This window comes from Streptomyces sp. NBC_00989 (genome assembly GCF_045162655.1).
GTDB lineage: Bacteria > Actinomycetota > Actinomycetes > Streptomycetales > Streptomycetaceae > Streptomyces.
This window is the reverse complement of record NZ_CP108728.1, coordinates 7979966-8006354: the sequence shown is the minus strand read 5'-3', so window position 1 is coordinate 8006354 and position 26389 is coordinate 7979966. Positions and strand designations below refer to the sequence as shown.

General features: G+C 70.9%; 25 protein-coding genes. 11 read left to right on the top strand and 14 right to left on the bottom strand.

Features of this window, described 5'->3' with window-relative positions:
- Positions 1–26: 26 nt before the first annotated feature.
- On the top strand, positions 27–653 hold the full coding sequence (gene eda / locus OG714_RS35830; protein ID WP_406127324.1) for a bifunctional 4-hydroxy-2-oxoglutarate aldolase/2-dehydro-3-deoxy-phosphogluconate aldolase: 627 nt from the start codon (positions 27–29) through the stop codon (positions 651–653).
- Here eda and OG714_RS35825 read toward each other — a convergent pair.
- The 3 genes from OG714_RS35825 to OG714_RS35815 are packed head-to-tail and all read right to left on the bottom strand — an operon-like array spanning position 645 to position 3484.
- Positions 645–1841, bottom strand: coding sequence for a bifunctional RNase H/acid phosphatase (locus OG714_RS35825; RefSeq protein WP_406127322.1), 1197 nt, complete (start codon positions 1839–1841; stop codon positions 645–647). The two genes, eda and OG714_RS35825, sit on opposite strands and share 9 nt — an antisense overlap.
- Before the next feature lie 12 nt (positions 1842–1853).
- Complete coding sequence (locus OG714_RS35820) at positions 1854–2597, bottom strand: zinc ribbon domain-containing protein (protein ID WP_078623235.1); 744 nt, start codon at positions 2595–2597, stop codon at positions 1854–1856.
- On the bottom strand, positions 2594–3484 hold the full coding sequence (locus OG714_RS35815) for a Nif3-like dinuclear metal center hexameric protein (RefSeq protein WP_406127320.1): 891 nt from the start codon (positions 3482–3484) through the stop codon (positions 2594–2596). The genes OG714_RS35820 and OG714_RS35815 overlap by 4 nt, the downstream gene beginning before the upstream one ends.
- Before the next feature lie 198 nt (positions 3485–3682).
- On the opposite strand from OG714_RS35815, the gene OG714_RS35810 reads away from it, so the two are divergent.
- Both OG714_RS35810 and OG714_RS35805 read left to right on the top strand, forming a co-directional pair.
- Complete coding sequence (locus OG714_RS35810; RefSeq protein ID WP_406127319.1) at positions 3683–4951, top strand: hypothetical protein; 1269 nt, start codon at positions 3683–3685, stop codon at positions 4949–4951.
- A 152-nt stretch (positions 4952–5103) separates the two neighbouring features.
- Complete coding sequence (locus OG714_RS35805) at positions 5104–5244, top strand: hypothetical protein (protein WP_406127318.1); 141 nt, start codon at positions 5104–5106, stop codon at positions 5242–5244.
- A 94-nt stretch (positions 5245–5338) separates the two neighbouring features.
- Here OG714_RS35805 and OG714_RS35800 read toward each other — a convergent pair whose 3' ends face one another.
- Genes OG714_RS35800 through OG714_RS35790 form a run of 3 tightly spaced genes read right to left on the bottom strand, consistent with a single transcriptional unit; the run spans position 5339 to position 8265 of the window.
- Positions 5339–6289 (bottom strand): 3-oxoacyl-ACP reductase, encoded by a 951-nt coding sequence (locus tag OG714_RS35800; protein ID WP_406127317.1) that lies wholly within the window; start codon positions 6287–6289, stop codon positions 5339–5341.
- A 9-nt stretch (positions 6290–6298) separates the two neighbouring features.
- A complete protein-coding gene (locus OG714_RS35795) occupies positions 6299–7375 on the bottom strand; it encodes a Zn-dependent alcohol dehydrogenase (protein WP_406127315.1) in 1077 nt (358 codons plus the stop codon).
- A 29-nt stretch (positions 7376–7404) separates the two neighbouring features.
- Entirely contained in the window at positions 7405–8265 is an 861-nt protein-coding gene (locus OG714_RS35790) for a MaoC/PaaZ C-terminal domain-containing protein (protein WP_406127314.1), read from the bottom strand.
- Positions 8266–8568: 303 nt separating this feature from the next.
- On the opposite strand from OG714_RS35790, the gene OG714_RS35785 reads away from it, so the two are divergent.
- From OG714_RS35785 to OG714_RS35775, 3 genes are read left to right on the top strand one after another with little or no spacing between them, the layout of a single operon-like run.
- On the top strand, positions 8569–9492 hold the full coding sequence (locus tag OG714_RS35785; protein ID WP_406127313.1) for an ABC transporter ATP-binding protein: 924 nt from the start codon (positions 8569–8571) through the stop codon (positions 9490–9492).
- Positions 9492–10208: an ABC transporter permease gene (locus OG714_RS35780; RefSeq protein ID WP_406127311.1), complete on the top strand. Its 717-nt coding sequence runs from the start codon at positions 9492–9494 to the stop codon at positions 10206–10208. The genes OG714_RS35785 and OG714_RS35780 overlap by 1 nt, the downstream gene beginning before the upstream one ends.
- A 17-nt stretch (positions 10209–10225) precedes the next feature.
- Positions 10226–11524, top strand: a complete 1299-nt coding sequence (locus OG714_RS35775) for a sensor histidine kinase (protein WP_406127310.1) — start codon at positions 10226–10228, stop codon at positions 11522–11524.
- Here the strand turns inward: OG714_RS35775 and OG714_RS35770 are convergent.
- Positions 11502–13064 (bottom strand): alpha-L-arabinofuranosidase B, encoded by a 1563-nt coding sequence (locus OG714_RS35770; protein ID WP_406127308.1) that lies wholly within the window; start codon positions 13062–13064, stop codon positions 11502–11504. The genes OG714_RS35775 and OG714_RS35770 overlap by 23 nt on opposite strands.
- A 321-nt stretch (positions 13065–13385) precedes the next feature.
- On the opposite strand from OG714_RS35770, the gene OG714_RS35765 reads away from it, so the two are divergent.
- Entirely contained in the window at positions 13386–14018 is a 633-nt protein-coding gene (locus tag OG714_RS35765; protein WP_406132074.1) for a response regulator, read from the top strand.
- 7 nt (positions 14019–14025) lie between these two features.
- Here OG714_RS35765 and OG714_RS35760 read toward each other — a convergent pair whose 3' ends face one another.
- From OG714_RS35760 to OG714_RS35735, 6 genes are all read right to left on the bottom strand, one after another.
- Entirely contained in the window at positions 14026–14832 is an 807-nt protein-coding gene (locus tag OG714_RS35760) for a class I SAM-dependent methyltransferase (RefSeq protein ID WP_406127306.1), read from the bottom strand.
- A gap of 435 nt (positions 14833–15267) precedes the next feature.
- A complete protein-coding gene (locus OG714_RS35755) occupies positions 15268–16230 on the bottom strand; it encodes a GNAT family N-acetyltransferase (protein ID WP_406127304.1) in 963 nt (320 codons plus the stop codon).
- Between the two features lie 143 nt (positions 16231–16373).
- Complete coding sequence (locus tag OG714_RS35750; RefSeq protein WP_406127303.1) at positions 16374–17180, bottom strand: hypothetical protein; 807 nt, start codon at positions 17178–17180, stop codon at positions 16374–16376.
- Between the two features lie 29 nt (positions 17181–17209).
- Complete coding sequence (locus OG714_RS35745) at positions 17210–17758, bottom strand: SigE family RNA polymerase sigma factor (protein ID WP_406127301.1); 549 nt, start codon at positions 17756–17758, stop codon at positions 17210–17212.
- A gap of 51 nt (positions 17759–17809) precedes the next feature.
- Positions 17810–19414: an MFS transporter gene (locus tag OG714_RS35740; RefSeq protein ID WP_406127299.1), complete on the bottom strand. Its 1605-nt coding sequence runs from the start codon at positions 19412–19414 to the stop codon at positions 17810–17812.
- A gap of 63 nt (positions 19415–19477) precedes the next feature.
- Positions 19478–20761 carry a thiolase C-terminal domain-containing protein gene (locus OG714_RS35735; RefSeq protein WP_406127297.1) on the bottom strand — a complete coding sequence of 428 codons (1284 nt, stop codon included), beginning with the start codon at positions 20759–20761 and terminating at the stop codon, positions 19478–19480.
- Positions 20762–20964: 203 nt separating this feature from the next.
- On the opposite strand from OG714_RS35735, the gene OG714_RS35730 reads away from it, so the two are divergent.
- Together OG714_RS35730 and OG714_RS35725 are read left to right on the top strand one after the other, a co-directional pair.
- Complete coding sequence (locus tag OG714_RS35730; protein ID WP_406127295.1) at positions 20965–22698, top strand: MFS transporter; 1734 nt, start codon at positions 20965–20967, stop codon at positions 22696–22698.
- A gap of 116 nt (positions 22699–22814) precedes the next feature.
- Positions 22815–23465: a class I SAM-dependent methyltransferase gene (locus tag OG714_RS35725; RefSeq protein WP_406127293.1), complete on the top strand. Its 651-nt coding sequence runs from the start codon at positions 22815–22817 to the stop codon at positions 23463–23465.
- A gap of 2 nt (positions 23466–23467) precedes the next feature.
- Here the strand turns inward: OG714_RS35725 and OG714_RS35720 are convergent, their stop codons facing one another.
- A complete protein-coding gene (locus tag OG714_RS35720; protein ID WP_406127291.1) occupies positions 23468–24451 on the bottom strand; it encodes an alpha/beta fold hydrolase in 984 nt (327 codons plus the stop codon).
- Positions 24452–24564: 113 nt separating this feature from the next.
- On the opposite strand from OG714_RS35720, the gene OG714_RS35715 reads away from it, so the two are divergent.
- The gene (locus tag OG714_RS35715) at positions 24565–25479 is read left to right on the top strand and encodes an N-acetylmuramoyl-L-alanine amidase (protein WP_406127290.1); all 915 of its coding nucleotides are present in this window, start codon (positions 24565–24567) and stop codon (positions 25477–25479) included.
- Positions 25480–25565: 86 nt separating this feature from the next.
- A complete protein-coding gene (locus tag OG714_RS35710) occupies positions 25566–26339 on the top strand; it encodes a hypothetical protein (protein WP_406127288.1) in 774 nt (257 codons plus the stop codon).
- Positions 26340–26389: the final 50 nt, after the last annotated feature.

Genomic DNA, 26389 nt, shown 5'->3' with positions numbered 1-26389 from the left:
CTGCATCGCCTCGGCAAGATGAGGCCATGGCTCCCTCCTCCCTGCTCGATCTCGCTCCCGTGCTGCCCGTCGTCGTCATCGAGGACGTCGCCGATGCCGTACCGCTCGCGCGGGCCCTGGTGGCCGGGGGGCTGCCGGCGATCGAGGTGACCTTGCGGACGCCGGGCGCGCTGGACGCCTTGCGGGCGATCGCGGGTGAGGTGCCTGGGGCCGTGGTCGGGGCGGGGACCGTGCTGACTCCGGGGCAGGTGAAGGAGTGCGTGGGGGCGGGGGCGCGGTTTCTCGTGAGTCCCGGGTGGACGGACATGCTGCTGGAGGCGATGCAGGGGTCCGGGGTGCCGTTCCTGCCGGGGGTGTCGACCACGTCCGAGGTTGTCGCGCTGCTGGAGCGCGGGGTGCGGGAGATGAAGTTCTTCCCGGCTCAGGCCGCGGGCGGTACGGCGTATCTCAGGTCGCTGGCCGGGCCGTTGCCGCAGGCGCGGTTCTGTCCTACCGGTGGGATAGGGGTCGACTCCGCGCCGGAATACCTGGCGTTGCCCAACGTCGGTTGTGTGGGCGGGAGTTGGATGATCCCGGCGGATGCGGTGGCCGCGCGGGACTGGGGGCGGATCGAGGCGCTGGCCCGGGAGGCGGCGGCCCTGCGCTCAGCGTAGGTGGGACGTGTCGTTGAAGAGCCGTACGCTCGCGTTGCCGTCCGCGTAGTACGCCACGGCCGAGATCGATGCCGCCGACAGTTCCATGCGGAACAGGGACTCCGGCGGGGCGCCCAGGGCGAGTTGGACGAACGTCTTGATCGGGGTGACGTGGGTGACGAGCAGGACGGTGCGGCCCGCGTAGGCCGCGGTGAGCTTGTCCCGGGTGGCGGCGATTCGGGTTGCCGTGTCCGCGAAGCTCTCGCCTCCGCCTGTGGGTTGGGCCGTGGGGTCGGCCAACCAGGTGGTCAGGTCGTCGGGGTAGCGCTCACGTACCTCGCCGAAGGTGAGGCCCTCCCAGGCGCCGAAGTCCGTTTCACGCAGGCCCTCTTCGATCGTCACGTCGAGACCGAGGCGCTCCGCTACGGCTGCGGCGGTCTCTCTGGTCCGGGTAAGGGGGGACGCGATGATGTGCTGGATCGTGCCTCGGGCCGCCAACGTGGTTGCGGCTCGGGTGGCTTGGTCCTGGCCGACGGGCGAGAGGGAGGGGTTGGTGCCGCCGCTGCCTGAGAAGCGCTTCTGGGGGGTGAGGGGGGTTTCGCCGTGGCGGAGGAGGACGAAGGTTGCGGGGGCGCCCATGTCCGCGGGGGCCCAACCTGCGCTGGGGGTCGCTACGTTGCGGGCTGCGCGGGTATCTGCGATGGCTTTGGCAGGGGTCACAGTTGCGGCCGGTGGGGGCTGGTCGCGCAGTTCCCCGCGCCCCTTAGGTGTCTGAGCTGCGCCTGCGATCCACTGCTCGCCGCGCTTGCCCGCGTCCATCGCCTCGTTGGCCAAGCGGTCCGCGTGTTTGTTCTCGGCCCTGGGGATCCACTCGTACGTGACCTGGTCCGGCGGGAAGACCCCGCCCGCCTGTGCCGCCAGTGGCTTCATGTCGGGGTGTTTGATCTTCCAGCGGCCCGACATCTGCTCGACGACCAGCTTGGAGTCCATGCGGACGTGGATGCGGGCCGCGGGGTCCAGGGCGTGAGCCGTGCGGAGGCCGGCCAACAGGCCCCGGTACTCGGCGACGTTGTTCGTGGCGACGCCGATGTACTCGGCCGCCTCCGCCAGCGTCTCCCCCGTCGTCGCGTCGATGACCACGCTGCCGTAGCCCGCGGGACCCGGGTTGCCCCGGGAACCGCCGTCGGCCTCGACGATGAACTCCCGCACGCCGCAAGCTCCTTACAGACCCGAGTCGGACGTACGCACCAGGATGCGGCGGCAGTTCTCGCAGCGGACCACCGTGTCGGGGGCCGCCGCGCGGACCTCGTTGAAGTCGGTGATGGCCAGCTCCTGGCGGCAGCCCTGGCAGGTGCGCTGGTACAGCTTGGCCGCGCCGATGCCGCCCTGCTGCTGGCGCAGCTTGTCGTAGAGCTTCAGGAGGTCCGCGGGGATGGTGGCCGAGACGACCTCGCGCTCCTTCTCGGCCGTGGCCTCATCGGCGTCGAGGGTCTCGTAGGCGGCGTCGCGGCGGGCGGTCGCGTCGTCGATCCTGCCCTGCACGGAACCGACCCGCTCGGTCAGTTCGGCGGTGCGCTCCTGCGCGGACTCACGACGCTCCATGACTTCCAGGACGATGTCCTCCAGGTCGCCCTGCCGCTTGGCGAGGGAGACGATCTCGCGCTGGAGGTTCTCCAGGTCCTTGGGCGAGGTGACGGCACCCGAGTCGAGGCGCTGCTGGTCGCGGGTGGCGCGCTGGCGCACCTGGTCCACGTCCTGCTCGGCCTTGGTCTGCTCACGGGCGCAGTCGCTCTCCTCGGTCTGCACGGCCACGAGCAGGTCGCGCAGCTGGGTGAGGTCCTTGGTCAGCGAGTCGATCTCGGCGTGCTCGGGCAGGGAGTTGCGCTTGTGCGCGAGCTGCGACAGGCGTACGTCGAGGGCCTGGACGTCGAGGAGTCGGATCTGGTCGGCGGGCGCGGCGTTCAGTTGGGGGCTCCCATGGGGTCAGGTGTGGTGGTGGACGCCGCGTGGGCGGTCCAGGGGTCGGTGACCGTCTTGGAGACGTGGACCCTGAGGTCCCATCCCTCGCGGTCGGAGATCTCGTCGAGCTGGGCGGCGGCCAGCTCGCACCAGGGCCACTCGGTGGCCCAGTGCGCCGCGTCGAGCAGCGCGAGAGGGTTCTGAGAGGTCTGAGAGTCTTGGGCGCGGGCCTCGGAGACCGGGTGGTGGCGCAGGTCCGCGGTCAGGAAGGCGTCCACGCCTGCCGCTCGTACGTCGTCGAAGAGGCTGTCGCCGGAGCCGCCGCTGACCGCGATCCGGTGGACCAGGGCCTCGGGGTCGCCCGCGACACGGATGCCCTGCGCGGTCGCGGGCAGGCGTTCGGCGGCGCGGGCCGCGAGCTCGCGGACGGTCAGCGGGTGGTCCAGCTCGCAGATGCGGCCCAGGCCCCGACGGCCTTCCGGGTCGGTCGGGTCCGGTACGAGCGGTCCTACGACCCTGAGGTCGAGCGCGCCCGCGAGGGCGTCGGAGACTCCCGGGTCGGCGCGGTCGGCGTTGGTGTGGGCGACGTGCAGCGCGATGTCGTGCTTGATCAGGGTGTGCACCACGCGGCCCTTGAAGGTGGAGGCCGCGACCGTGGTCGTACCGCGCAGGTAGAGGGGGTGGTGGGTGACCAGCAGGTCGGCGCCCAGCTTCACGGCCTCGTCGACGATCTCGCGCACGGGGTCCACGGCGAACAGCACGCGCGTGACGTCCTGGTCCGGGTCGCCCACGACGGTGCCGACCGCGTCCCAGGACTCGGCCCGCTCGGCGGGCCACAGGTTCTCCAGCGCGGCGATGACTTCGGACAGGCGGGGTACGGACTGACGGGGCACGGGGAAAGGCTACCTGGCTGGACCGATCGGCTGAACCGCTGAAGCGGCCGTATGCGGGCCTACGGCCCCGTTCAGCACACCCGCCCCGGTTTCCTCAGGCGAATCGTTACTTGGCCACCCTTATTGGTGAAGCGGCTGCTCATCGGTCCCACGTCCGTACGTGCGAAAACTAGTTTCGTCGCCGGAGGTGACCGAACCATGACGGCCTGTGCGATCGAGCCCACGGCGGCGGACGAGGACGGGGACGAGTGCGGGGAGACGCGGATCGATGGCACCGAGTGTGCGATCACCGCGGACGGGGCGTACGCCGCCCGCCTCGCGCCGGCCGGCGACTGTCTGTTCCCGGAACGGTGGACGCTGGACGGCCCCGAGCCGTACGCGGTGCCGCTGCCCGGCAACCAGCCGGAGGAGCCCGGTACCGAGGTGCAGCCGATGGGCGACGGGCGGGTGCTCATCCGGCGGCTGGTGGACGGGCGGCACGCGTTCTCGCTGCTCTACCCGACCGGCCCGGGCACCGGTGAGCTGCTGCTCGGCGCGATCGAGTGCCCGGACCAGGACACCCGGCTGCGGCTGCTGCCGCCGGCGCCGGGGGGCGAGAAGGCGTACGCCCTCGCCGTGGGCCGGCGCTCGACCGCCGTGTGGCTGGTGGCGGGCGGGGCCTTCGGACCGGAGCATCTCGCGATGGTCCCGGGGCGGTGTTCGGGCGGGGTCTGGCTGGACCGGGCGGGACGGATGCTGGCCCTCGACCGGGAGGTCGGCGGGCGGACCAAGGCGATCGTGGTCGACCTGGAGCGGGACGGCGAGGTGTCGCCGCTGCTGCAGATCGCGGCGGACAGCGACGACCGGCTGCTGGCGGCCGATCCCGACAGCGGCCTGCTCCTCATCGGCTCGGACGCGCCGGCACCCGGGCGGGGGGAGCGGCTGGGCTGGGGGGTGGTCGGCTCCACGCTGCCGGTGCGGTTCCCGGAGTGCCTGCGGCTGCCGGACTGCACGGTGACGCCGTTCGCGATCCAGCCGGGGCAGGTGCTGATGCCGGAGAACTGCGGGGTGGCGCTGCGCGTCGACGGACCGGCCGGCACCTGGTTCGCCGTATGGCGGCCCGCCGAGCGGCAGTTGCTGCAACTCCCGGCGCCCGAGGGCTGGTTGGCGGGCGCCGGGCTGTGGACCGAGGACGGGGTGCTGCGACTGCCGTACGCCACACGGGAAGTGCCGTGCGGTGTGGCGCGGTTCGCGGTGCCCAGGGGGGCGGGGGGAACGGGGGACGCGGGGAGCCCAGGGGTGGGGGCCCCTGCGGCTGCGGGGGGTACGGGGGAAACACGCCCGGAGGATCCGGTTCGGGACGGGACGGTGGGCGCGCCTGGGGAGGCCGCGCCCGAGCCGTCCGAACCGGATCCTCCGGTGCCGGTGGCACCGCGTCCGGTGCCCTTGCGGGAGGCTCCGCTCAAAGGCCGGGTGGCCGTCGGGTAACAAAGTGGTGCGGCTCGGTAACGAAGTCGTTCCGGACGGCAATCCGCCTCGCTTCACCCCGGGAACGGCTGGATAAGATCGCCGGGCTGTATGAAGGATCATGTTGCTACGGGGTGAACTTTCCGATGAACGACTCGAACACCGCGCAGACCATGTCTGCCGACACACACGACGCCTCCGGTCGCGGCAAGCACCGGGGCCCGGTTTCGGTCCAGGACGGCGATGCGGCCGCCCACGGCCGGCACCGCAAGCCGTCCGAGCAGTCCGAGCAGTCCCGGTACGCGTCCGTCTGACGACACGTCAGGCGCCTTGCGTCGCCGAGCACGACACGGCCCCGCCCGTCTTCCGACGAGCGGGGCCGCCGCGTTCCTACGGCTCCTGCGACTTCTACGCTCCGTCCGGCTCCCGCTTGAGCCCGAGCACCTCCGCCGCCGCGAACGTCTCGCCGTCCGGCCGCCGCGCGTAGTGCGGAGTGAGTACGGCGTCCAGCTCGTCGTAGCTGAAGACGTCCTGCTTGCTGTCGAACTTGGCCTGGACGTGCGGGCGTTCGACGATCGCGACCATGCCGCCGTGGACGACGAGCAGTTGGCCGTTGATGCGTTCGGCGGCGGGTGAGGCCAAGTAGCCGACGAGCGGGGCGACATGCTCGGGCGCGAGGGGGTCGAGGCCGTCGTCGGGTTCCTGGAAACCGGCGAAGACGTCCTCGGTCATCCGGGTGCGGGCGCGCGGGCAGATGGCGTTCGCGGTGACGCCGTACTTGGCGAGGGCGAGGGCCGTGGAGGTGGTCAGGCCGACGATTCCGCCTTTCGCGGCCGCGTAGTTGGGCTGTCCCGCCGAACCGGCCAGGTATGCCTCGGACGAGGTGTTCACGATCCGCCCGTACACCGGCGCACCGCTCGCCTTGGACCGCTCGCGCCAGTGTGCTGCGGCGAAGTGGGTCGTGTTGAAGTGGCCCTTGAGGTGGACCCGGATCACCGCGTCCCACTCGCCCTCCGTCATGGAGAAGACCATGCGGTCGCGCAGGATGCCCGCGTTGTTGACGAGGATGTCGAGCCTGCCGAACTCGGCGATCGCCAACTCGACCAGTTCGGCGGCCTGTTGGAAGTCGGCCACGTCCCCGGTGTGGGCGACGGCCCGGCCGCCCGCCTCGCGGATCTCGGCGGCGACCCGTTCGGCGGGGCCCGCGGAGGCCTCGCCGGAGCCGTCCCGGCCCGGCTGTCCGTAGTCGTTGACGACGACGGCCGCGCCGAGCCGGCCGAGCTCCAGCGCCTCGGCCCGGCCCAGGCCGCGTCCGGCGCCGGTGACGATCGCGGCAAGTCCCTCAAGTGGCAACGACATACCCGGCCCTCAGATCTCGATGCACGTACGCAGGGCCGTCCCCTGGCGCATCTGGTCGAGGGCCTCGTTGATGTCGGCCAACGGCACGCGATGGGTGATCAGGCTCTCCAGGTCGACACGGCCCGCCCGCCACAGGGCGATCGTCCGCTCGTAGGAACGCAGCACGTCTCCCCCGCCGTACATCGAGGGCAGGATGCGCTTCTCGTCGAAGAACAGCTCGAACATGCTGAGTTGGAGGTAGTCGTCGAGGGCGCCCGCGCCGACGACGACGAGGGTGCCGCCGCGCCGGGTGTTCTCGTAGGCGGTGCGGGCGGTGGCGGAGCGGCCGACGACCTCGAAGACGTAGTCGAAGCCCTCGCCGCCGGTGACCTGTTGCTTGGCGTCGGGCAGCTCGTCCGGTGAAATCGCCTTCGTCGCACCGAACTTGAGGGCGGCCTCGCGGCGGGAGGCGACCGGGTCGACGGCGACGATCTCGGCGGCGCCCTTGAGCCGGGCACCCTGGATCGCGGAGATGCCGACGCCCCCGCAGCCGATCACGGCGACCGACGAACCGGCCTCCACGTCGGCGGTGTTGAGGGCGGCGCCGAGTCCGGTGGTGACCCCGCAGCCGATGAGGGCGGCGATGTCGAAGGGCACGTCGTCGGGGATCGGTACGGCGCAGCCCGCGTCGACGACGACCTCCTCGGCGAAGGTGCCGGTGCCCGCGAAGCCGAAGACATCTCCGCTGGGGCGCTTGAAGTTGGGGGTGCCCGCGTTCATGAACCCGGCCAGGCACAGCTGGGTCTGGCCGCGCTTGCAGGCGGGACACACCCCGCAGGCCGGCAGCCAGCAGACGACGACCCGGTCACCGGGCTTCAAGTGGGCCACGCCCTCGCCGACTTCGAGGATCTCGCCGGCCCCCTCGTGTCCGGGGACGAAGGGCGCGGGCTGTGGCAGTACGCCGGCCATCGCGGACAGGTCCGAGTGGCACAGCCCCGTGGCGCGCACCCGGATCCTGACCCGGCCGGGCCCGAATCCCACGGCCTCGACGTCGTCGAGGACCTCCAGTTTGTCCTGGCCTATCTCGTGCAGTACGGCTGCGAGCATGATGCGGCTCCCCTCAAGTCTGGCCTGGCTCAGGAGTGTTGGACGATCGTGTCCGCGAGTACGGGCGCGTCGTCCCGTTCTACGGCGCTCACCGCGACCCGCACTTCGGTCTCACCCTGCCGCCACATGCGGATGCGCAGCGTCTCGCCGGGGAACACCACTCCGGCGAACCGTGTGTCGTACCCGCGCACCCGGCTCACATCGCCGCCGAGCAGCGTGTCGACGACCGCCTTGAGCGTCATGCCGTAGGTGCACAGGCCGTGCAGGATGGGCCGGTCGAAGCCGGCGACCTTGGCGAACTCGGGGTCGGCGTGCAGCGGGTTCCAGTCGCCGGAGAGGCGGTAGAGGAGGGCCTGGTCCTCGCGGATGTGCCGCTCGACCACCTTGTCGGGCTCGCCCGTCGGCGGTTCGAGGCGGGCGGAGGGGCCGCGGTCGCCGCCCCAGCCGCCCTCTCCCCGTACGAAGATCTGCGCGTCGTTGGTCCACAACGGGCCGTCGGCGTCGGCGACTTCGGTGCGCATGACGAGGACGGCCGCCTTGCCCTTGTCGTAGACGGCGGCGATCCTGCCGGTGCTGGTCGCGGTGCCCTGGGCCGGGATCGGGCGGTGCAGGTGCAGGGACTGGCCGCCGTGCAGGACGCGGGCGAGGTCGACCTCGATGCCGGGCATGGACAGGCCGCTGATCACACCGGGTGAGCCGTTGCCCGCGACGGTGGCGAAACTCGGCAGGACGTGCAGCCGGGACTCCAGGGCGTAGCGCAGCTCGTCGGGGTCGGTCGCGGGGGTGCCCGCGCCGAGACCGAGGTGGTAGAGCTGGACGTCCTTGGTGTTCCAGGAGATCTCGCCGGTCCGGGGTTCGGCCGCGAGGGCCTGGGCTGCGTCGATGGGCATGGGGCTCCTGATCGCCGGTGGTCGAAGACCTCGGTGCGGCCGTCCGCACCGTCGGCCGCACCGAGGTCGTCACGGGCCGACCTAGAACGCGTTCCAGTCCGGCGCCCTTCTGTATAGCCGAGCGCCCCGAACTTGTGAAGGCTCCTGACGGTGCGTCAGGTGGGTGTCGGCACCGGCATCTGTTCCGGCGTCCGTTCCTGCATCCGTTCCTGCATCCGTTCCGGCGCCCGTGACATTTGTCCTGCCCTAGTCCGTACAAGCGCATCTGCCGGGCGAGGGGTGCGGATCCGTAGCGTCGTAGCCATGACACAGACAGGTGGGGCAGAGCGTGCCGTGTCCTTCGCGGGGGCGGTCAAGTCCTTCGGCGCGGTGCGGGCCGTGGACGGTGTGGACCTGGAGATCGGGCGCGGCGAGACGGTCGCGCTGCTCGGCCGCAACGGCGCGGGCAAGTCGACGACGATCTCGCTGCTGCTCGGGCTGAACGCGCCCGACGCGGGCACGGTCGAACTGTTCGGCGCGGAACCGGAGTCGGCCGTACGGAACGGCCTGGTCGGAGCCATGTTGCAGGAGGCGCGGGCGGTGCCCCGGGTCACCGTCGGCGAGCTGGTCGCGTTCGTCGCCCGGCGCTATCCGGCGCCGATGCCCGTGACGCAGGCCCTGGAGCTGGCCGGTATCGGCGAGCTGGCCGGGCGGCGGGTGGACCGGCTGTCGGGCGGACAGACGCAGCGGGTGCGGTTCGCCGTGGCGCTGGCCGGGAACCCGTCGCTGATCGTCCTCGACGAGCCGACCGCCGCGCTGGACGTGGAGGCGCGGCACGCGTTCTGGCAGTCGATGCGGGCGTACGCGCGGCGCGGGCACACCGTCCTGTTCTCCACGCACTACCTGGAGGAGGCCGACGCGCACGCCGACCGGATCGTCGTCATCGACCGCGGCCGGATCGTCGCGGACGGCACCGGCGAGCAGCTCAAGCGGGCGGCCGGCGGCAGCCTCGTCTCCTTCGACCTGGCCGGCCGCGCCACCGGGGGTCTGCGCCTGCTGCCCGGCGTACGGACCGTCGAAGTACGCGGCGACCGCGCCCTGCTGCGCACCGACGACTCGGACGCGACCGTGCGCGCACTGGCGGACCTGGACGCGATCCACGGCCTGGAGGTCAGCCCGGCGTCCCTCGACGACGCGTTCCTCGCACTGACGGCACCCGAACTCGAACCCGAACTGGAGACGGTGTGATGTTCGACTACCTGCGCCTCGAAGTACGCCGGACCCTGCGCGACGTCGGCTTCGTGATCGGCGGGATCGCGATGCCCGTGATGATGTACCTGCTGTTCACGAACCTCGGTGGTGACGACAGCGGCTACAAGGCCACGGCGATGGTCGGCATGGCCGCCTACGGCGCGGTCGGTTCCGCGCTCAACACCGGTGGCGGGGTCGCCGAGGACCGGGCGATCGGGTGGCTGCGGCAACTGCGGGTGACCCCGATGACCCCGCGCCAGGTCGTCCTCGGCCGGGCGCTGACCGGTTCGGTGACCGTGCTGCCCGCGATCGTCGCCGTGCTCGCGGCGGGCGGACTGGTCAACGGCGTACGGCTGGACGCCTGGCAGTGGGCGGCGATCGCGCTGCTGCTGTGGCTCGGCTCGATCCCCTTCACCCTGCTCGGCCTCGGCAACGGCTACGGGCTCACCTCCCAGACCACCGGCGTCGCGAACATGGCCTGCACCATGGGGCTCGCGGTGGTCGGCGGCCTGTGGTTCCCGATCAGCCTCTTCCCGGGCTGGCTGCGCGCGATCTCCGACTACACCCCGACCAACCGCTTCGCCGAGCTCGGCACCTCCGTCGCCGACGGGCACGCCCCGGCGCTCGGCGCGATCGTGGTCCTGACGGCTTGGCTGTTCGCGTTCGGTTCGTACGCTGTGCTGGCGTACCGCCGGACCGGGCGGACCGTGTGACCGGGGGAGCGAGTGAGATGTCCTGGATGCGAGGGATCACCTGCCAGGTACAGCACTGGCGCGCCGCGCGGGCCCAGTGGAAGGCCGACATGGCGGAGTTCAAGACCGCGCAGAAGGAGGCGCGCCGCAAGGGCGAGTGGCCCGAGAACCCGGGCCCGCCGCCGACCGGTTTCTCCCTGCTGCCGTGGCTGCTGATGGGCATGGGCTCCTTCTCCAACCTCCTCCAGGGCAAGACCTCCAACCCCTGGATCGGCGGCCTGGGCCTGTTCGCCTTCAACTCCCTCTACATCTATGTCGTGTTCCGCTCCTTCGTGAAGGAGAAGCGGACGGCGGTCTCGACCCTGGTGGCCCTGGTCGTGATGGGCCTGATCACCTGCGGCCTCGCCCTCGGCTACGGCGGCAGCTGGCTCTACTTCTTCCCGCTGCTCGGCCTCGCCACGGGAGCCGTCGTGCGGGGCCCGCGCCTCGGCCAGGTCGGCCTCGCGCTGACCGCACTCGCCGCCGCGGTCTCCGTGTACCGGTCGGGCTGGGACGCGATCAACGTCGCCTACGGCACGTTCCTGTCGACGATGGTGACCGCGGCGATCCTCTCCCTCTCCGAAGCCGTACGCGAACTGCGCGCCGCCCGCGAGGAGTTGGCCCGCCGCGCGGTCGAGAAGGAACGGATGCGGTTCTCCCGCGACCTGCACGACCTGCTCGGGCACACCCTCTCGGTGATCGTCGTGAAGTCGGAGGCGGCCCGGCGCCTCGCACCCCGCGACATGGAGGCCGCGCTCGACCAGATCACCGACATCGAGGCCGTGGGCCGGCAGGCGCTCACCGAGATCCGCGAGGCCGTCACCGGCTACCGCGAGGGCAGCCTCGCCACCGAACTGGACCGCGCCCGCTCCGCCCTGTCCGCCGCCGACATCGACCCGGTGGTCCGCCAGTCGGGCCCGCCCCTGACCCCGCAGAACGAGGCCCTGCTGGGCTGGGTGGTCCGCGAGGCGGTCACCAACGTCGTACGGCACAGCGGCGCGACCCGCTGCGAGATCACCCTCGACGGCGTCCTGGACCGCATCCGTCTGACGGTCGCGGACGACGGACCCGGAGACGGAGGGGCGGCGGCGGACGGTCCCGCCGAGGGCATCGGCATCGGCGGAACCGGTCTGAAGGGCCTGACCGAACGCCTCGCGACGGCGGGCGGCTCCTTGCGGGCCGGCCCGTCGCCGCGCGGCGGTTTCACGGTCACCGCCGAACTCCCGGTGGAGGCCGTGGAGTTGGCGTCCTCTGTGGTGGCTACGACTACCGCGGCTACGGCGCCCAGGGAGCCGTGACCGCCCAACTCACGTCGTCCGTCCACGAGGTGGCGCTGTCGAAGGCGTTCGAGCCACCGTCGCTCGCGATGTAGACGTTGTAGTTGTAGTGCCGGAGGTATCTGGCCGGGTAGTTGTACGACGCGAACGAGCTGCCCGTGCCGCTCTTGCCGGTCGACGCGCAGAACGTGGCGTCCTGTCTGAACTGCGTTGTGCCGACCATGGGTTGTCGGTAGAGCTGGTAGTTGTAGTGCCGCAGGAAGTCGCCGGGGTAGTTCCGCGACTCGAACGAATAGCAGGAGCTGTCGGCGAGGCCCCTGCGGACGATCCAGGTGGCGTCGCCCTTGTCGAGCGCCGCGCTGCTGGACGTGATGGCCGAGAGGACCGCCGCGTTGTTCTGGTGGCGGATGTAGTCGGCGGTGCAGCACGAGGTGGTCGCGCGCAGCGAGATCTCCGAACCGGCCGCCAGCGTCCCGGTGGTGCCGGTCGAGCCGCCGTAGCCGACGGACACGATGTTGGCCTGTACGGAGTTGTCGGCCGCGTCGGTCGGGATGCCCGCGGTCATGACGCCCTCGAAGAACGAGCCGATGGAGCCGTTGCTGTTGTCCCCGCCGGTGCCGAGGACGATCGCGCCCTCCTGATGCATGGGCGAGTAACCACTCGTGGTGGGTTCACCCCCGGAATAGGTGGTCGTGAGACTCCCCGACTGCGCGTTTCCGTATTTCAGCGCGAAATGGTCCTGACCGTTGTTCTTCAGCAAAGCGGTGACGAACGGTATCGCCCCGGTGCCGGTGTTCGCCGTGTTCTTGCTGTACCCGGAGTCCGACTGGAACAGCCCGTTCTCCAGGTCGGCCTGCACCCAGGGGCCCCCGCCGTAGCAGGGCGAGAACCAGCACTCGGTACCGAAGTTGATCGCGTCCATGTGACCGTTGCCGGTGTCCTGGTTGTTGGTCTCGGCGTTGCCGTAGTCGAAGCAGCAGCTGCCGTTGACGTGGGTGCCCGAGGTCACCATGTACATCCCCTCGGCGGCGCCGTTGGTGGCCACGCCCGAGGTGGAGTTGTCGCGGTAGCCCATGCCGGCCGAGATCTCCAGGCCGTAGACCTGATGCCCGCCGACCGTCACCGGCAGCGCGTCCGCGGGCGCCCCGACATCGGCGACGCCGGCCCCGCCCGCGCCCTCGATCGTGAGGTCGTTGTGGCGCGCGGACTGGTCGTAGATCTTGGTGATGATGCACGTCGTACCGGCACAGAACGAGTCCTGCGCCGCCGCGTTGGCATACCCGCCGGCCGCCAGCAGGCCGATGTTCGCGGTGGCGCTGTCGGAGGCCCGCTGCACCTGGTACAGCGAGCCGTTGTACGACGAGTAGAGCGCCCTGACGAGACTGTGCGCGGCGACACAGGGCGTGCCGGCGGTGGCGTAGATGTCGCACGGCAGCGAGGTGGCCGCCGAGGCCTGCGGCACGCCGACGGCCAGCGCGACGACGGTCACGAGCGCGGACAGTGCGGCCAGGGTGGCGTTTCTCAGCCGGCGCGGCCGGGTGCGGAGGAATCTCAAGAACACGGTGCACCTCTTCTGTTCCTGGTAGGGCGGTGCGGGTGGACGGTGCGAGCACCGGGGGGGACATCGAGTTTTGTCCGATATACCGGACGTTGTTCGATCGATATACCGAACCCATTCGCGATCGAAATGTCGAACTGCCGAAAGGTTGTCGAAAGGTTTCCGGAATCGGCCCGGTACGGGAAATTCCAAGGGGATTGCGGAATGCCGAGGCGATTGTTTGCCCGCAGCCGGGGACCGTCAAGACTCGCGGACGCGAACAATGAAGAGTTTTTGATAACCGCCCCGGGTCCCCCTGGGCCTTACCCTTGCCCCGTGGATGAGATGCCCCGGGATCACCGGCCCGCCAAGTCCGTCAGAGTGCTGCTCGCCGAGGACCAGGGCATGATGCGCGGCGCCCTCGCCCTGCTGCTCGGCATGGAGCCGGACCTGGAGGTCGTCGCCCAGGTCGGGCGGGGTGACACGATCGTGGACGCCGCCCTGACCCACCGCCCCGACGTCGCCCTCCTCGACATCGAACTCCCCGGCATGAGCGGCCTGGACGCCGCCGCCGAACTCCGCGAACAGGCCCCGGACTGCCGGGTGTTGATCCTCACGACCTTCGGGCGCCCCGGCTATCTGCGCCGGGCGATGGAGGCGGGCGCGGCGGGCTTCCTGGTGAAGGACGGCCCCGTGGAGGACCTCGCCGCCGCGATCCGCCGTGCCCTGACCGGCGAGACGGTCATCGACCCGGCGCTGGCCGCCGCCGCGCTGAGCGCCGGCCCGAACCCGCTGACCGCCCGCGAGTGCGATGTCCTCAAGGCCTCGGTGGACGGGGCGACGGTCTCCGACATCGCCACGAAGCTCCATCTCTCCGAGTCCACCGTGCGCAACTACCTCTCGTCGGCCATCGGCAAGACGGGCACCCGCAACCGCATGGAGGCGGTGCGGGAGGCCCGGCAACAGGGCTGGCTGTAGCCCTCCGTCAGTCCGACTCCCGGCCCCGGCGGAACAACGCCGTCCAGAGGAACCCCTCCCCGAACCAAGGCGATCCGGCCGGTTCAGCACGCATCCGACGCACCTCGACCTCCTCCAACTCCCCGAATATCCAGCGCAGTTCATCCGCCGTGTAGGCCAACCCGCCCTGCAACCCGGACCCGCGATAGAGATCGGCGTCGGGCAGCTCGGACCCCATCCCGCCCGCCGCGAAACAGGTGAGCGCGAAGTGCCCACCGGGGGCGAGGACTTGGTCCAGCAGGGCGAGGTAGCTGATGCGCCGGTGCGGGGGCAGGTGATGGAAACACCCGGAGTCGTAGACGAGGTCGTAGGGGCCGGGGAGTTCGGTACCGGCGAGGGCGAACACGTCCCCGCAGTGGAAGCGAACCTGGGGGCCCTCCCCCACCCCCACCCCCTCCCGCCCCTCCCCCACCAGCCCCTTCCCCCTGTCCCGCGCCCGCTCCTCCGCCCACGCGACAGCCGTCGGCGACAGATCCACACCGTCCACCTCGAAGCCCCGCGCAGCCAGTTGAAGGGCGTTGCGCCCCGGGCCGCACCCCAGGTCCAGAGCGCGGCCGCCCTCGGCTATCAGCCCCCGGTCGAGATACCCGACCAGGTTCTCGTCCGGCTTCGCCACGAAGAACGGCACCGGCTTGTCACGGTCGGCATAGAACCCGTCCCACCAGGAGGCCGCCCCGGAGGTCCACCGATCGGCCTCCGGCGCGAACAGCCCGTCCAGAAGCCGGAGTACGTCGTCGACCGTGCGTATGTCACGCCCACGCTGGTTCCTGTCCACCCTGTCCACCCTGTCCACCCGCCCCCCTCTCCGAGGCACCGATCGTAGAAGCGGCCGACCCGAAAGCCCAGGTCACCACCCACCCGGAACGCTCACGCGAACCCCGTCAACTCCCCTGTACGGAACGGGAGTCGACACCGGAAGGACGCCATACCGGAGGCAGGTCAAAACTGTGCCGGCACCCCACCCAAGGGCCACCAGGACGGCAGTCCCGACCATGCCGACGGCCCTTCTTCTTGCGGTTGGCGGTCAAAGCATGGCAACTGGCGCTTCCGAGGAACCAGATCCGGCGACAGCCCCACGTGGGCAGCGAGTCCTCGACCTCATGGACCGGGCATAGCCGCGCAGAGCCCCCTGGTACACAAGAACATCGCCCGGGCCCGCCACCGGAGCCGGAGCCGACCACGGCACCGCCCAGCCCCCAGCCCTAAACCCTCAGCCCGCACTCGCCCCCTTGACCAGCGGCGCGTCCCGCGACAACTCCCGGAATCCGAGGCCGTAGTAGAGCCCGCGTGCCCGGGGATGCCCCGGTGCGCCCAGGCACGCGACCGTCGCCTGTGTGGCGCCGGCCGTGCGCGCCCGGTGCATCCCGTGCAGGAGCATCGCCCTGGCCAACCCCTGGCGCCGGTGGGCCGGGTGCGTTCCGACCGGCTCGAACTCCGCCGTCCTGTTCGCCTCGTCGAGCCACATGACGGTCGAGGAGGCCATCGTGCCGTCCGGCGCTTCCACCAGGATGTGCAGGTCGCCGCGGTATCCCGGTGACCGCCGGACTCCCTCGTAGCTCTTGACCGTGTATGCCGAGGGGGCCCAGGCGTCCAGGTGGGCCTGGACCGCGGCCTCGGGGCCGACCTCGTCGGCGGTGCGGAAACCGAACCCCCTTGGAAGTACCGGCTGTTCCAGGTCGGTGAGGTCCCGCTCGTTGAGCTGGGTCCAGGAACCCGTGTCGCCGAGCGCGGCCGAGTCGGTCCCGTAGCCGTGCGCCGCCCATCGCTTCAGGGCGAACTCGTCGGCGGCGCTGGGCATCACCGTCCGCTCGATGCCCGCCGCCGTGTCGTCGTACCAGTCGATCACCTCGTCGATCAGCCCGGCGTGGTCGGGATGGACCTGGTAGGTGAGACAGGCCTCGGTGACGTCCTTCACCGACCCGTCGTTCCGGCGCAACCGGTGCGGAAGGCGGGCCCAGCCCCACGCCACCAGGTCCCCGCCGGAGAACCACTGACGGCCCGGCCGGCCGCCCGTGTCGTCGTCGGCTTGCCCCTTGCCCCAGTTCCAGGCCAGCTCGCCGAACGTGGCCTCGGCGTTCACCAGGTCCTGGCGGGTGGCGGTGACGCGCTGCGCCAGACCCTGCATGAGCCGCACGTCCGCGGCGGTCACCGGCTCGACGTTCGTGTTCGTCATGGTGGGCCACTGTGTCAGGGCCCCGGAAAGCCGTCGAACCCTTTTCCGGGGCCGTCGATCGCGACGGTCGACCGCGGACGTGGACTACGGACGTCGACCGCCGCGCGTCACGGCAAGGTCCGCCAACTCGCCCTGCCGCAGCGCTAGTCGGTGGTCACCTCCGCCGACTCGTAGGTCTTCCCCGCCGGGGCCACGCACACGAACCAGTAGTCCGGAGAGCCGGCCGCCGGGCGGATCGTCGCCTCGCCGCTGTTGACGTCGGCCCCCGCGGCCACCCTGCGGGCCACCGTGGACGAGCCGTCCTTCCAGGTGCAGGTGACCGCCTGCGCGGTGCTCGCGACCTGGCCTACCACCAGCCGCTGGGGACCGTCGGTCTTCTTCGGGTCCAGGGAGGTCGCGCCCGACTTGAGGTCCGTGCCCCTCATGGTGTCCTCCTTGGCGGCCGAATCACCCATCAGCAGACCCGGGTCTCCGCTCCCGAAGGTGCGCCGCACGAAGTACGTGGTCTTGCCGACCAGTGCGGACGCGTGGTCCTTGTCCCAGGGCTCCTCGTGACGGCCGTCCATGGCCTTCAGCTGGGCCTCGGCCTCCGCCTTGGTGAGGGGGGCGCCCCACACGTCGACCGAGATGTACCACTCCTCGCCCCGCTCGGTGCCCGCCGCGAGCATGGTCTCCTGCGGCGCGTACACATGCCGCTCCTCCGGGGTCGACGGCACGGTCGCCTGCTGTGTCACCGCCGGTGACACCTCGACCCCGTTCCCGTCGCGCAGCCCGGCCAGCGCCAGCGTGCCCGACGTGCCCGTGATCACCAGCGCCGCTGCCGTGGCGAGTGCCCAGCGGCGGGCCCGGCGTCGGCGGCCGCCGCGGATCACCGCCTGGTAGGGGGCTATACCGATCTCGACCTCGTCCGCGGCGTCGGCCAGCAGGAGGGCGATGTCTCTGTCCGTCATGGTCTGGTTCGTCTCCCGGTCCGCGCTCATCACTGCCGCCCTCCCTGCGTCACCATCTCGGCGAGTCCCGGTATGGCGCGGAGTTTCGCGATCCCCTTGGCCGCGTTGCTCTTCACCGCGCCGACCGAGCAGCCCATCGCCTGGGCCGTCTGTGTCTCGGTCAGGTCCTCCCAGTACCGCAGCACCACCGCCTCCCGCTGCCTCGGCGGCAGTTGGGCCAGTGCCTTCAGCAGGGCGCTGCGGTCCTCGGCCTGGGCGATGCGGTCACCGGTATCGGCGATCTCGCGCACCAGGCCCGAGTCGTCCCTGGGCGCCAGGAACTCCTTGAGTCGTCTGCGGTGCTTACGTGCGTGCGCGTTGATCATCACGCGCCGTACGTACGCCTCCGGATCGTCGGCCGCGCCGACCTTGCGCCAGGCCACAAAGGTCTGTTCGAGCGTCGACTGCACCAGGTCCTCCGCGGCGTGCTGCTCCCCCGTAAGAAGAAATGCCGTCCGCATCAACCGCGGCCAGCGGCCGATGACAAAGCTCTGGAACCCGTCATCCCGAGCCTCCCGAGCCTGCTTGCGATCCCCCATGGGCACCTCCTAGATGTCTAAAGGAGTCCATGAGCCGCCCGGACCGTTGCCTCACTTCTCGAAACTCCTGGAAGCCGTGCCCTCCGCATCCACCACGGCATCCCCGTTCACCACGGCATCCCCGTTCACCACGGCATCCGTGTCCACCACGACCTCCCCGTCCGCGCTCGCGCTCACCGCCGCCACGGCAGGCGCCGCCGCCCTCCCCCACGGCAGCCACACCACCATCAGCACCACCCCGCCGAGCAGCACCCCCGCCCCCGTACGGAACGCCAGCGCGTACCCCTCCGTCAGCGCCTCCGGCGTCCCGGCACCGCTGCCCGCCGCACGCGCCGTACGTGCCGCCGCGATCGTCGACATCACGGCGAGACCCAGCGAACCGCCCATCGTGCGCGAGGTGTTGACCAGCCCGGAGACCAGCCCGGCCTCCCCCGGCGCGGCCCCGGACGTGGCGAGTGCGGCGAGCGGGGTGGCCGTCAGGCCGGCGCCCAGCATCATCAGGATTCCGGGGAACATGATCTCGGTCAGGTAGTCGCCGCGCGCGGTCATCAGGGACTGCCAGCCGAAGCCCACCGCCGCGAGCAGCGCCCCGAGCACGGCCACGTTGCGCGCGCCGAGCACCGGCATGAAGCGGGGTGCCGACTTGGAGCCGATGAGGACAGCCAGCGAACTCGGCACCAGCGCGAGCCCCGCCTCCAGCGGTGTGTATCCGAGGACGTTCTGCGCGTACAGGGTCATGAAGAACCACATGGAGAACATCGCCGAGCCGTTCACGAACATCGCCGCGTTCGCCGACGACACCGCCCGTGCCCGGAACAGCCCGAGCGGCATCAGCGGAGCCGCCGTACGCACCTCGACGACCAGGAAGAGCGCGATCAGCGCGAGTCCGGCGGCCAGCGGCACCAGGGTGGCGGCGGCCGTCCAGCCCTCGGCCTCGGTCTGCGAGATGCCGTAGGCCAGCACGCCGAGCCCCGCCGTGACCAGTACGGCGCCGGGCAGATCGAGTCGCCGCCGGTCGCCGGCCCGGCTCTCCGGGAGCCAGCGCAGTGAGCTGAGGAGGACGACCGCGCCGACGGGCACGTTGATGAGCAGCACCCACCGCCAGGACAGCGTGTCCACGAGCACCCCGCCGACGAGTCCGCCCGCGGCCCCGCCGCCGGCGCCGACCGCCGTCCAGGTGGCGATGGCCCGTGCGCGGGCCGCGCCCTCCGCCACGGCCGAGGTGACGATGGTCAGCGTGGAGGGCGCCAGCACCGCGGCCCCCAGTCCCTGCACGGCCCGGGCGAGCAGCAACTGCCAGCCGTCCTGCGCCAGTCCGCCGCACAGCGAGGCCAGGGTGAACAGCGCGAGCCCGACCAGGAACATCCGCTTGCGGCCGTAGAGGTCACCGGCCCGTCCGCCGAGCAGCATGAACCCGGCGAAGGCGATGGCGTACGCGTTGACCACCCACTGAAGCCCGGGCGCGCTCATCCCCAGGTCGGTCCGCATCGACGGCAGCGCCACGTTGACGACGGACACGTCGAGCACGACGAGGAACTGCCCGGCGCACGCGAGCGCCACGACCAGCCAGGCGGGCGGTGCCGCGCCCCGACGGGGCGGGCGGACTGTTCGGGAAGCGTCACGGGAGGCATCAGCGGCTCGGTGCATGGTCGTCATACTCTCAACCGCCCCGCGCCCCCGGCATCGGCATTTCGCCCGACCACGGGCCCGCCGTACGACCTAAGCCGCAGCCTCAGCCCCAGACGCAGAAGCAGAAGCAGAAGCAGAAGCAGTCGCAGTCGCAGTCGCCCGGAGCAACGTCACCACGGCCGCCCCGCCCAGCCCGATGTTGTGCGCAAGGCCCACCTCGGCCCCCGGCACCTGCCGCTCCCCCGCCGTCCCCCTCAACTGCCACACCAGTTCGGCGACTTGGGCGATCCCGGTCGCCCCCAGCGGATGCCCCTTGGAGATCAGTCCGCCGGACGGGTTCACGACCCACCGCCCGCCGTACGTCGTCCCTCCGGACTCGACGAGCTTCCCGGCCTCCCCCGGCTCACACATGCCGAGCGCCTCGTACGTCAGCAGCTCGTTGATCGAGAAGCAGTCGTGGAGTTCTACGACGTCCACGTCCTCGATGCCGAGTCCGGACCGTTCGTAGACCTGGCGGGCGGCGGCCCGGGACATCGGCTGCCCGACGACGTCGATGCAGGAACCGGACGCGAAGGAGTCCTCGGTGTCGGTGGTCATCGCTTGGGCGACGATCTCGACGAGCGAGCCTGAGCCCACACCCGCACCAGCGCCAGCGCCCGCCCCCAACCCCCGCTCCTCCGCGAACCGTTCCGAGACGACGACCGCCGCCGCCGCTCCGTCCGAGGTCGGTGAGCACTGGAGCTTCGTGAGCGGGTGGTGGACGACCCTCGCCGCGAGGATGTCGTCGACGTCGTACACGTCCTGGAACTGGGCGTACGGGTTGTGCGCGGAGTGCCGGTGGTTCTTGGCGGCGACGGCGGCGAGCTGGGCCTCGGTCGTGCCGTACTTCTCCATGTGTTCGCGGGCCGCGTCGCCGAAGATCTGGGCGGTGGGCGGGGTCATCTCGAAGCCGTGCCGGGCGGCCATGATGCCGTAGTGCCGGGCGACGGGCGAGGTGGCGAAGTCGCCGCCGTCGGCGCCTCCGCCCAGCGCACCCCGCTTCATCTTCTCGAAGCCCAGCGCCAGCACACAGTCCGCCGCCCCGCCCTCGACCAGCTGCCGGGCGAGCATCAGCGCGGTCGAGCCGGTGGCGCAGTTGTTGTTGACGTTGTAGACGGGGATGCCGGTGAGACCTAGTTCATAGGCGGCGCGCTGGCCGGCGGTCGAGGGCTGGAAGCAGTAGCCGACGGGAACCTGTTCTACGTCGGTGTAGGAGATCCCGGCGTCCGCGAGGGCGGCGTCGCCGGCCTCGCGGACCATGTCCCAGTACTGCCACTCCCGGGTCTCGGGCTTCTCGAACCTCGTCATCCCGACGCCTGCGACATAGGCCTTCATGGCGGGCGAGATTAGAACACGTTCCAGTGAATGACCAGACCTGACGAGGGGTCAGATATTCATGGGACGGTCAAGGATTCGTTAGTACGCCGAAGCATCGGAATAGTTGCCCGTGCATACGAGGTTTACCGTGCACTTATCCCGCACGGATCAGTCCGCCCCGCACGGATCACGCCACACCTACGGCCTGGAGGCCCAACTCCATGACGCACACGTCGACCGACCAGCCCGCACGGAGGCCGTCCGGCGCCGTCGTGCCGGTGCTCGCCTTCGCGGGCATCGTTGTCGCGGTGATGCAGACCCTGCTCGTCCCGGTCATCAAGGACCTGCCGCAGCTGCTGAGCACCGAGCCCAGCAACGCCACCTGGGTCCTGACCTCGACCCTCCTGTCCGGAGCCGTCGCCACGCCGATCATGGGCCGCCTCGGCGACCTCTACGGCAAGCGCCGGATGCTGATTCTCAGCCTGGCCATCATGGTCGTAGGAGCGCTGGTCAGCGCCCTCACCAGTGACCTGCTCACGATGATCGCGGGCCGCGCGCTCCAGGGCTTCGCGATGGGCGCGATACCGCTGGGCATCGGCCTGATGCGCGACATGCTGCCCCGCGAGAAGCTCGGCTCGGCGATGGCCCTGATGAGTTCCTCGATCGGCGTCGGCGGCGGCCTCGCGCTGCCCGCCGCGGCCCTGGTCGCCCAGCACGCCGACTGGCACGCCCTCTTCTACGGCGCCGCCGGCCTCGGTGTCCTCGCGATCGGCCTCACCCTCCTCGTCGTACCGGAGTCCCCGATGCGCGCCGAGGGCACCTTCGACGTGCTCGGCGCGATCGGCCTCTCCGCCGGTCTCGTCCTCTTCCTCCTGCCCATCACCAAGGGCAGCGACTGGGGCTGGACCTCCGGCACCACGCTCGGCCTGTTCGCCGCGGCCGCCGTCGTACTCCTCCTGTGGGGTGTGATGGAGCTGCGCCTGAAGGCCCCGCTGGTCGACCTGCGCACCACGGCCCGCCCGGCGGTCCTCTTCACCAACCTCGCCTCGATCATGGTCGGCGTCTCCTTCTACGTCGTCTCCCTCGTCCTGCCCCAGCTCCTCCAGCTGCCGAAGGCCACGGGCTACGGCCTCGGGCAGTCGATGGTCACCGCGGGTCTGCTGGTGGCACCGCTCGGCCTGACGATGATGTTCACCGCCCCCGTCTACGCCCGTCTCTCGGCGAAGTACGGCCCCAAGGTCACCCTGATCCTCGGCATGCTGATCATCGGCATCGGCTACGGCGCGGGGCTCGGCCTGATGAGCGCGGCGTGGCAGTCGCTGGTCATCGCGGTCGTGCTCGGTGCGGGTATCGGGCTCGCGTACTCGTCGTTGCCCGCGTTGATCGTCGGGGCGGTGCCGGCGTCCGAGACCGGTGCGGCGAACGGGCTCAACACCCTGATGCGGTCCATCGGTACGTCCGTGTCCAGCGCGGTGATCGGGATGGTGCTGGCGAACACCGCGAACCATGTGAACGGGGTCGCCGTCCCGACCATGCACGGGTTCCGCGTGTCGTTCCTGATCGCCACGGGTTCGGTTGCCGTGGGTCTGTTGATGGCGCTGTTCCTTCCCAAGCCGAACCGGGCGCCGCAGTTGAACTTCAGCAGCGAGGAGGAGGCGAACCTTGAGCGGGCCGAGGAGGTTCTGCGGGGGTTCCGGGGGCGGGTACTGGGTGCGGACGGTTCGCCTGTCGCCCGGGCCAAGGTCACACTGATCGACCGTCGTGGTCGGCAGGCGGGGGCGACGCTCTCCGAGGAGGACGGGAGTTACGTGCTCGCTGTGCCGTCGCAGGGGGCGTATGTGTTGGCGGCGCGGGCTTCTGGGCACGGTCCGTTGGCCTCGTCCGCGACCCACGCCGGGGATGAGATCGCGGTGGACCTGGATCTGTCGTTGCCCGGCGAGACCGTTAGCGCGTAGTCGGCAGTTGTTCGTCCGCGGGCGCGTGGGGGCTGGTCGCGCAGTTCCCCGCGCCCCTAAAGGAACGTAGCCTGGCCTGCGCTCACAAGTCCGCCCCGTACCGAAGGGACCGCCCCATGCCTCCGGCGCCCAAGCCCGAAATCCTCGCCGCGTTCGAAGCGGCGAAAGGGTTCATGCCGGCCGGTGAGGGACTGGCCCTCTACGCCGCAGCCGTAGAAGCCGGACAGCTCGGGCTCCCTCTCCTCGAAGTCGGGACGTACTGCGGGCGTTCCACGCTCCTCCTCGCCGATGCCGCCCGTGAGGCCGGTGTCACCGCGCTCACGCTTGATCATCATCGGGGCAGTGAGGAGCAGCAGCCGGGGTGGGAGTATCACGACCCGGAGACCGTCGATCCGGAGATCGGGCTGATGGACACGTTGCCCACGTTCCGCAGGACCCTGCACCAAGCCGGCCTGGAGGAGCACGTGGTGGCGCTCGTCGGGCGCTCGCCGCAGGTGTCGCGGATCTGGGGCACCCCGCTCGGCCTCGTCTTCATCGACGGCGGTCACACCGACGAGCACGCGAACGGTGACTACGAGGGGTGGGCGCCCCATGTCGCCGAGGGCGGGCTGCTCGTGATCCATGACGTGTTCCCGGACCCGGAGGACGAGTTCACCGGGCAGGCCCCGTACCGGGTGTATCTCCGGGCCCTGGAGTCCGGCGCGTTCACGGAGGTCTCGGTGACCGACTCGCTGCGTGTCCTACGGCGTACCGGTACCGGCATCTGAGGTCAACTGGGCAGCTCGGCCAGCCAGTCGAGCAGGTGCTGGTTGACCTCTGCCGGTCGTTCCTGCTGGATCCAGTGCCCGCAGCCCTCCAGGATGTGCGAGCCGCGCAGGCCGGGCAGGGTCACCGGGTACGCGGCGATCGCGTCGGACAGCCAGGTGGTGGAGGCGTCCAGCGAGCCGCCCAGGAAGAGGGACGGCTGGGTGATGGGCGCGCCGTCGTAGGCAGCCAGGTCCTCCCAGTCGCGGTCCATGTTCCGGTAGCGGTTCAGGGCGGCGGTCAGGCCCGTCCGCTCGAACTCCCCCGCGTAGACGTCGAGTTCGGCCTCGCCCAACCACGCGGGCGTCCCTGCCTCCGTCGGGAAGCGCTCCCGCAGGGTCCCGCCGTCCCGGCTCGCGAAGTGCGGGTCGGGGGCGCAGGGTGCGGGCATCGTGTCGGCGGAGAACGCGGCGTAGAAACCGGCCAGCCAGCCCCGCACGTCCGGTTCGATCTCGGCTTCGGCGCGACCCGGCTCCTGGAAGTACGAGACGTAGAACTCCTCGTCCCCGCCCATCCCCGCGAAGATCTCGCTGGGGCGCGGGCCGCCGCGCGGGGTGTAGGGGACGCTCAGCAGTCCTACGGCGCGGAAGACGTCCGGCCGCAGGAGGGCGGAGTGGGCGGCGATGCCCGCGCCCCAGTCGTGGCCGACGATCACCGCGTCGCGTTCGCCGAGCGCGTGCACCACGGCGACGGCGTCCTCGACGAGGTCGAGCATCCGGTACGCCGACGGGTCCGCGGGACGCGACGAGCGGCCGTAGCCGCGCACGTCGACGGCGACCGCGCGGTGGCCCACCGCGGCCAGCGCCGGGAGCTGGTGGCGCCACGAGTACCAGGACTCCGGGAAGCCGTGGACCAGCAGGACGAGGGGGCCGGTGCCCTGTTCCACGAGGTGGATGCGGCCGGCGGGAGCGGCGACGAGCCGGTGGACGGCTTCCTTGACCATGGTCATGTGTCCTCCGTGACGGGGGCTGTTCCCTTGATCCTCCGCCCCGGCGCCGCCACCCCACGACTCTTGTTGCCGCTTCGGCAAACCCGGTCTGTGAGGCGGCTAGGGTGACTCCCGTGTCGTACGTAGGTCCGGACTTCGATCCCCCACAGCCCCGCCGTCCCCGTCGAGGGCCCCTGACCGTGGCGCTGGCCGCGCTGGTCCCGGGGGCTCTGATCGGGTGGTTCGTGTACGAGGCCGTCGGCAGCCCGGGCGACAGCTCGGGCAACGCGTCCGCCGCCTCCCCCGCTTCGTCCAGCGCGCCCGTGTCCCCGACGGGTACCGCGTCCAACGACGACAAGCCGCCGGGGCCAAGTCCCCTCAAGGGCAAGGTCGTCGTCATCGACCCGGGGCACAACGTCACCAACTTCCAGCACAGCGCCGAGATCAACCGCAAGGTGGACATCGGCACGAACTGGAAGGAGTGCGACACGACCGGGACGTCGACCAACGCGGGTTACGCGGAAGCCCAGTTCACGATGGACGTGTCCCACCGGCTGCGGGCGATCCTCGAAAAGCAGGGCGTCACGGTGAAGTTGACGCACGACGGTGACTCGCCGTCCTGGGGTCCGTGCGTCGACCAGCGGGCCAGGATCGGCAACGACGCGCACGCGGACGCCGCGATCTCCATCCACGCGGACGGCGCACCGGTCGGCGACCGGGGCTTCCATGTGATCCTGCCGGGCTCGGTCCACGCGGGCGGTGCCGACACCCGCGCCATCGTCGCCCCCTCCGCCACCCTGGGCCGGGGCATCGCGGGCGACTACCGTCGCGCGACAGGTGAACAGTTCTCGAATTACATCGGCGACGGCACCGGTCTCGTCACGCGTAAGGACCTGGGCGGTCTCAATCTGTCAACGGTTCCCAAGGTGTTCATCGAGTGCGGCAACATGCGCGATAGCAATGATGCCGCACTGCTGACGAACAGCGCCTGGCGACAGAAGGCGGCGCAGGGGATCTCTGAGGGAATCGTGAGTTTCCTGCGCGGGTAGCGATCAGCGGGCTGATCCGGGCGGACACCCTGGCAGGGTGGACGATAGGGTCAACCGACGACGATACGACCTACGAAGGACCTGAAGTGAATATCCGCTCCCTCACACGAGGCGACGGCGTGGTGATCGGAGCAGCGGTATTGCTCTTCATCGCGTCGTTCCTCAAGTTCTACACGGCCAAGGGGTTCGACCTGGACGTGACCGCGTGGACGAGCCTCGGTAACGGCCTCGGCACCTACATGGGCGGCGTCATCGGTGCCGCTCTCATCGTCGTCAACCGTTGTCTGCCGCAGCCGCGCAAGGTCGTGGGCCTGGACATCGGGACAGTCGGCGTGGCGTTCACGGTCCTCACCGCGTGGGCCCTGTTCTGGACGCTGGTGGACGTCGGTGACAACGTCAGCGCCGGTGCCGGCCTGATCCTCGGCTTCATCGCCGCCCTCGCCATGGCAGGCGGCGCCATCGCGACGCCTCTCGTCCCGGCTCTCCAGGCCGCCCTCGTCCCGGCCCCCAAGCCGGTCGCCCCGCAGCCCTACGGCGCCCAGCCGCCGCCCGGTGGTTACGGCTACCCGGGTGCCGGTGCGCCGCAGCCGTCGTACGGCACTCCGCCCCAACAGGCGCAGGCCGCGCAGCCGTTCGGGCAGCCCGCGCCGGCTCCGGCCGGGGACTTCTCGCCGTTCTGGTTCGCCGTGCCGGTGGCCCGGCCGCTGTTCGGTGAGGACGGTTCGCCGTCGCCGATCGCCGAACTGGCTCCGGGTACCTGGTACTTGGCCGTCGAGCAGCGCGGTCCGGCGCTCGTCGCACAGACCCAGGACGGCCGTCGTGGCGTTCTCCAGGACACCTCGGGGATCCAGCGCGGCTGAGCCCCTCTCCAGCGTTCACCGCGGCCCCTCGCCCTTCCGGGCGGGGGGCC